The sequence below is a fragment of the Egibacteraceae bacterium genome, from assembly GCA_040905805.1.
GTDB lineage: Bacteria > Actinomycetota > Nitriliruptoria > Euzebyales > Egibacteraceae > DATLGH01.
On sequence record JBBDQS010000075.1, the window covers coordinates 27,241 to 33,839 of the forward strand.

Consider the following 6,599-nt stretch of genomic DNA (forward strand, 5'->3'; position numbering starts at 1 on the left):
CGCGATGGGTGCCCAAGGTGTGGGGTCCAGGGCACCGTGATGGTGCCCTCGACCCCGCACCGCCAGGCGGGAGCCGCAGCGTGCCGCTCAGCTCCCGCTGACCAGGCCGCCGGGTGAGTTGATGTAGCGCGTGACATGACTCAGGCTCCGGTGTTGTCCCAGCCGTGGGGCAGTAGCACGTTCTCGGCGCGCGTGTCGTAGTAGACCTGCCAGTGGTAGTAGCCGTAGTAGGCGCGGGGGTCGCCCTGCATCTGCTCGGCGTAGGTGCGCACGGCGTCGACGTAGCGGGTGTCGCGGTTGTAGCGGAACAGGGCCCCGTTGACGTCGCCGGGCATGCCGCCCCACTGCAGGTAGCGGCCGGCGGCCAGGATCGCGTCGCGGTGGTCGGTGACGCTGCCCTGGCCCCACTCGGCCCACGTCGCGGGCATGAACTGCATCGGCCCCTGCGCGCCGGCGGAGCTGACGCCCCTGATGCGGCCCATGCGGGTCTCGACGAGGTTGATGGCCGCCAGGTAGGTCCAGTCGACACCGGTCGCCGCCGCGGCCTCCTCGTAGTAGCCGCGCAGCTCGTCGGCCGGCGGGGGCTCCACGATGCGCCAGCTCGGCAGGTCGAGCACGCGCACGGGGCGGTTGGGGTTGCTCGGGGTGTGCATGTCGAGCAGGCGCGCGCCCGCCACGACGTTGCCGCGCACGGCGCCGTGCAGCCTCTCGGGCACCTCGGCGAGGACCGCCTCGAGCCACTCGGGCTGCTCGGTCAGCTTGCGGTAGGCGACCTGCTGCCAGTGGCCGGCGGCTTCCAGCTCCTCCGGCGCCCGCGCAGGGTCACGGACGGCCTGCTCGGCCGTGGTCAGCAGCGCCGCCAGGGCGGCCGGGTCCGCGGGGGCCTGCGGTGCGCCCTCCGACGGCAGCGCGAGCGCGTCGGCCTCCGGCGGGGAGCCGGCATCCTCGGTGACCGCCGGTTCGGCCGCGGCGGGCGGCTCCTGCGCGGGCGGGTCCGCAACGGAGGTCGCCGCAGCCGCCGCCGCAGCGGCGTCGGCCTCGGCCGTGGTCAGGTCACCGGGCGTGTCGCTCACGGGGGCGGGGATGGACATGGCCAGCAGCAACAGAGCCGCAAGCAGCACAGCAAGGGGAAGGCGCATGGGGACAGGGTAGGTGGTGGCGGGCCGTGTGCAGCGGGAATCCGGAGTGCCCGGACGCGGTGCGGCGCGCCGCGGACCAGTAGGCTGCCGGACCTATGCGAGAGGGTGGTCAGTCCGGGCGAATGCTGCGGGCCGCGATCGGGCAGCTGTACCTGCCGGTTGGCGACATCGCCGGCAACCGCGACCGCATCGGCGCGACGATGGCGTGGGCCGAGGAGATCGAGGCGGACGTCCTCGTGCTGCCGGAGCTGGCCATCACCGGGTATCCCCCCGAGGACCTGCTGCACGCCAGCGCCTTCGTCGACGAGAACCTCGCAGCCCTCGGCGAGCTGGCCGCCCAGGCCGGCGACTGCGTGAGCATCGTGGGCTTCGTCGATCCGGTGGCCGTCCCCCCGAGTCTTGACTCGACGCCCCGCACGCTCGCCAACGCGGTCGCCATCCTCTACCGCGGTCGCGTGCGCGGGCGGTACCGCAAGGTGCTGCTGCCCAACTACGGGGTCTTCGACGAGCGCCGCTACTTCGAGCCCGGGGCGCGGATCGGCGGGACGTGGACGATCGCCGGCGCCGAGGTCGGCATCGTCATCTGCGAGGACATCTGGCGGCCCGACATCCCCGACGCGCAGGCCGCCGACGGCGCCCAGGTGCTGCTCGCGGCCAACGCCTCCCCCTACCACCAGGGCAAGGCGGCCGAGCGCGAGGCGACCATCACCGACGTGGCCCGCCGCTGCGGCACCCCGGTGGTCTACGCGGCCAACGTCGGGGGCCAGGACGACGTGGTGTTCGACGGGGGATCCCAGGTGGCGGACGCGGCCGGGCGCATCGTCGCCCGCGCCCCCTCCTTCGTCGAGTCGTGCTTCGCGGTCGACCTCACGTTCGCGCGCGACCGCCCCCCGCCCCGCCGGGCGACCTTCGTCTGCCGGCCGTCCGCGCGCCCCAAGGAGGTGACCCCCGACCCCCCGCCCCTCGTGGACCCGCCCGGCGCACTGGAGGAGGTCTACCGCGCGATCGTGCTCAGCCTGGCTGACTTCGTGCGACGCCACGGCTACGACCTGGCCCTGATCGGGCTGTCCGGCGGGGTGGACTCGGCGCTGGTCGCCGCGCTGGCCACCGACGCGCTCGGGCCCGAACGGGTGTGGGGGGTGTGCATGCCGGGCCCGCCGACGCCGCCGGAGGCGATCACCGACGCCGCCGAGCTCGCCCGACGTCTCGGCATCCGCTTCGAGTCCGTCGACGTCACCGAGCCCTACAAGGCCCTGGGCAAGGCCGCCGATGCGCACTTCACCGGCGGGGACGTGGTCGCCGCCAACGAGGGGCTGCTGCCGCGCACCCGCGGCGCGCTGCTGCTCGACCTCGCCGACCGCTTCACCGGCGTCGTGCTGCCCACGGCCAACAAGACCGAGGTCGCCGTCGGGTTCGCGACCCCCTTCGGTGACCTGGCAGGCAGCTTCGCACCCCTGGGCGACGTGCCGAAGACCCTCGTCTACGAGCTGTGCCGGTGGCGCAACAGCGTCGACGGGCGGCAGTTCGGCTGGGCCAGCGGCGTCGAGGTCATCCCCGAGGCCATCGTCGGCAAGGCGCCCTCCGCCGAGCGCACGAGCGCCCGCCCCGACCGGGACCTGCCGGCGAGCTACCCGGTGGTGGATGCCATCATCGAGCAGTTCGTCGAGCTCGCCCGGTCCCCCGACGAGATCGTCGACGCCGGCTTCGACCGCGCGGTCGTCCAGCGCGTCCTCGACCTCGTCGAGCGCAACGAGCCCACCCGCCGGCAGGCGCCACCCAGTGTGAAGGTCACGGCCAAGGCCTTCGGGCGCGACCGGCGCGTCCCGCTGACGCACGGTTTCCGGCCGCGGATCACCCCACCGGGTGATCACCGGCCCGACCCCGGGCACGCCCCCGACCTCGACACCGTGCTGGAGGGCTGAGCGCTCATGCTCGTGACGTGTCGGAGCCCGCGGAGTCGATGCAGTGCGGTGCCGGGTGTGGCAGGCCCGCCGCGACCGCCGGGGAGACCGTAGTGGCCAGGCTCGGCGGACTCGACGCGTCGCTGCTCTCGATGGAGGACGACGTCACCCACCTGCACCTCGGCTCGACCGCGGTGTTCGAGGGCCCCGTCCCGCCGTTCGCGGACCTGCGCGCGATGATCGTGGGCAAGCTGCCGCTCGTGCCGCGCTACCGCGAGCGGATCCGGCGCGTCCCCTTCGACATCGCCCGCCCCGTGTGGGCGCCCGACCCCCACTTCAATCCCGATTACCACATCCGCCACACCGGGCTGCCCTCCCCGGGCAGCCCCGAACAGCTGCTCAACCTCATCGGCCGGGTGATGGCCAACAAGCTGGACCTCACCAAGCCGCTGTGGGAGATGTGGGTGGTCGAGGGTTTGCAGGACGACCGCTGGGCGCTGATCTCCAAGACGCACTACGCGCTGGTCGACGGCATCACCGACACCGCGCTGTCCTCCGTGCTGCTCGACGAGCATCCCGAGCCCTCCGCACCCGTGCCCGACACCTGGCGCCCCGAGCCCGAGCCGTCGGGGGCGCGGCTCCTGGCTGACGCGGTGGCCGACTACGTCGCGAACCCCTACGAGCAGCTGAGCGCCGTGCGGTCGCTGCGGCACCTCCCCCGGGGCGCCCTGCGGCGCGTGGGCGGCGTGGCCCGGGGGGTCGCGACGGTGGCGGGGCGCACCCGTCCCGCGCCGCCCTCCTCGCTGATCGGCCCGATCGGTCCGCACCGGCGGTACGGGTGGGCCCGGGCGAGCCTCGACGACGTCGCGGCGATCCGTCAGGGGCTTGGCGCCGCGGCGGGTCCGGTGCCGGGCGTGACGGTCAACGACGTGGTGCTCGCCGCCGTGGCCGGCGGCTTCCGCGACCTGCTCACCGCGCGTGGCGAGCCGCCCGAGTACCGGGTGGTGCGCAGCCTGGTGCCGATGTCGGTCCAGGCCGACGGGACCGGCGGGTACAGCGACCGCATCACCGCCGTGGTCGTCGAGCTGCCCGTCGGTGGAGCCGACCCGGTCACCCGCCTGGCCGCCATCCGCGAGCAGACGGGGGGGATCGCACGCTCCCGCCAGGCGGTCGCCGCCGAGGCGCTGACGTCCCTGTCCGGCTTCGCTCCCCCGTTGCTGCTGGCCGTGGGCACCCGGGTGGCGACCCGCACCGCGAGCCGCATGAGCGCCTACAGCGTCCACACCGTCGTGACCAACGCGCCCGGACCGCGCCGGCCGCTCTACGCACTCGGTCGGCGCATGATCGAGGCCTTCCCCTACGCGGCCATCGTCGCGCCCGCGCGCGTCGGGGTCGCCGTCTTCTCCTACCAGGGGCAGCTGTCGTTCGGGGTGACCGCCGACTTCGACGCCGTGCCCGACATCGAGGTCTTCTGCGCCGGGCTGGAGGACGCGATCGCCGAGCTGCTGGCCGCGGCGACCGCCGAGGCCGGCTAGGCGGCCGCCAGCGCCGCGAAAGGGTCGCGCGCGTTGGGGTGCTCCAGCATCCGCAAGGTCGACGCGTAGGCCTGGGAGACGACGGGGTTGCGCCGCCCCGGGTTCATCGCGTTGACCCCCATGACCGCCAGGTCCGCCGCCGCCGGCTGGAGGAGGGCGACCGGGGTGCCGGCCCGGCGCACCGCCCGCGCCTCGGCCGCGAGACGGAACCGCAGGCCGGCCCGCGCGGCGTAGTCCAGCCGCGCGACGGGCAGGCCCCGGGCGACCGTCATCGGCGAGATCACCACGACGAGGTCGAGGCCGAGGTCGGCGGCCAGGTCGAGGTTGGTGGTGGAGTACGCGCCGCCGTCCACGTAGTGGCGGCCGTCGACCACCACGGGGGCGAACCAGCCGGGCACCGCGCAGGAGGCCGCGACCGCCGTGCCGACCTCGGTGCGCGGCGCGTCCTCGCGCCCGAACACCACCCGCTTGCCGTCGTGCAGGCCGACCGCGGGCACCCACAGCGTGCCCTCCGGCCAAGTGTGGCCGAAGAGCCAGTTGGTGCGGGCCGCGAACGGCTCGAGCGAGACCCGCCCGCGCGGGATGAGCGCGGCGGCCACGGTCCCGGGCCGGGCCGTCCAGGGGCGGGTGATGCTACGCAGCAGCAGACCCGGCGAGGCCATGCCGACCGCCCGCAGGCGGGGCTTGGGGACCGGCTCGGGGGGGCCGATGTGGCGCGCGACCCGCTGGCCCTCCGGGGACAGCGGCTCCCCAGCGGCGCGAGCGGCGAGGTCTGGGACGGACAGCCCGGCGCGCAGCAGCGCAGCGACGTGCGCGCCCGCCGAGGTGCCCACGATGATCTCGGCGGTGCGCGGGTCCCACCCGGTCGTCTCCTGCACCGCCCGCAGCGCTCCGGCGTGGTAGGCCTGGCCGACGACCCCGCCGGCCCCAAGGACCAACCCCACCCGCGGCATCCTCGTCTCACGCATCCTCTCCAGAGCCGGTTGCTGTGCGTGACACCTACCAACCTAGCGTGGAAGCGGGTCGAACCCGGACTGGCGGTGCCGTGGGCATCGCGCCACATCGCCCCAGGCCACAGGATGCCAGCACACGACCACGCTCTGCGCGACCGGAGACCCGACCGCCCTCCGCTCCTGAGCCGTCCGGCGGGTCTCGGCGGCTTGGTCGGCTGGTGCCGAGCTCGTGCCCGAAGGCCGTCCCGAGCTGCGGGTGCGGATGATGCACATCGACGGTGTGGACCTGCAGCCGGGCGACCGGGTGGATGCCGGCGAGACCGTCGTGGCCGCCAGCTCCCGCCAGCTGCCATTCAGCTCGCAGATCGACCGCTACGCCGGTGCGCACCCGCACGTGCATGTCGAGGTGCTCCACCAGGGGTGACCCCGTCCCCGCGGTCCTCCGCCGGGCGGATCCCGGGGCGGGTCAGCACCCGAGGCGGGCCGGTCGAGGCGCGCCCCGACCGGACCGTGACACCCTCGGCCTCCAGACGCCGGCGCTGCTCGGCGTGCTTCGGAGCAGCCAACGAGCCGTCGGCGCGCACCACGCGCCACCAGGGCACATCGTCGAGGGTGCGCAGCACCCCGCCGACCCCCCGGGCGGCCCCCCGGGCGCCCACCGCGGCGGCGACCTCGCCGTAGCTGACGACATCGCCGACGGACAGGTCCGCCAGCACCGCGGCGACGCGCTCGGCAAAGGTGGGCGGCACCGTCACGCCACGGCTGCCTCCACCGGGGCGCGGACAGGCCATCAGGCTCTCCTCGGTTCGGCGGCGACCAACGGGCAGTCTCGCATGCTCGCATGAAGGCAGCTATCCCGTATCTTTGCGTTCGCGGTCCAACCCGAGCGGGGTGGTGTCGGGTCGTCGGATGGTGTAGCGGTTGTTGGTGCGTACGACGGTCCAGTGGTTGTGGTGGATGTCGTGGTGGCAGGCCCAGCAGACGAGCACGAGGTTGCCCACGATGGTGGCGCCGTCGCGGCGGCGGTAGACGATGTGGTGGAGTTGGCAGTGGGAGGCGGGGGCGCCGCAG

At 74.5% G+C, this 6,599-nt stretch carries 6 protein-coding genes; 2 read left to right on the forward strand and 4 right to left on the reverse strand.

Annotation, left to right across the window (positions count from 1 at the left end; all coding sequences use genetic code 11):
- Positions 1-140: 140 nt before the first annotated feature.
- Complete coding sequence (locus WD250_08325) at positions 141-1,139, reverse strand: lytic transglycosylase domain-containing protein (GenBank protein MEX2620211.1); 999 nt, start codon at positions 1,137-1,139, stop codon at positions 141-143.
- 95 nt (positions 1,140-1,234) lie between these two features.
- Here WD250_08325 and WD250_08330 point away from each other — a divergent pair, with 95 nt between their 5' ends.
- Complete coding sequence (locus WD250_08330; GenBank protein MEX2620212.1) at positions 1,235-3,061, forward strand: NAD+ synthase; 1,827 nt, start codon at positions 1,235-1,237, stop codon at positions 3,059-3,061.
- A gap of 92 nt (positions 3,062-3,153) precedes the next feature.
- Positions 3,154-4,575 carry a wax ester/triacylglycerol synthase family O-acyltransferase gene (locus tag WD250_08335; protein ID MEX2620213.1) on the forward strand — a complete coding sequence of 474 codons (1,422 nt, stop codon included), beginning with the start codon at positions 3,154-3,156 and terminating at the stop codon, positions 4,573-4,575.
- Here WD250_08335 and WD250_08340 read toward each other — a convergent pair.
- From WD250_08340 to WD250_08350, 3 genes are all read right to left on the reverse strand, one after another.
- Positions 4,572-5,519 carry a patatin-like phospholipase family protein gene (locus WD250_08340; protein ID MEX2620214.1) on the reverse strand — a complete coding sequence of 316 codons (948 nt, stop codon included), beginning with the start codon at positions 5,517-5,519 and terminating at the stop codon, positions 4,572-4,574. The two genes, WD250_08335 and WD250_08340, sit on opposite strands and share 4 nt — an antisense overlap.
- 362 nt (positions 5,520-5,881) lie before the next feature.
- Positions 5,882-6,319 (reverse strand): MGMT family protein, encoded by a 438-nt coding sequence (locus WD250_08345; protein ID MEX2620215.1) that lies wholly within the window; start codon positions 6,317-6,319, stop codon positions 5,882-5,884.
- A 60-nt stretch (positions 6,320-6,379) separates the two neighbouring features.
- Positions 6,380-6,599 (reverse strand): HNH endonuclease signature motif containing protein (locus tag WD250_08350; GenBank protein ID MEX2620216.1); only part of this gene is annotated, 220 nt, incomplete at its 5' end.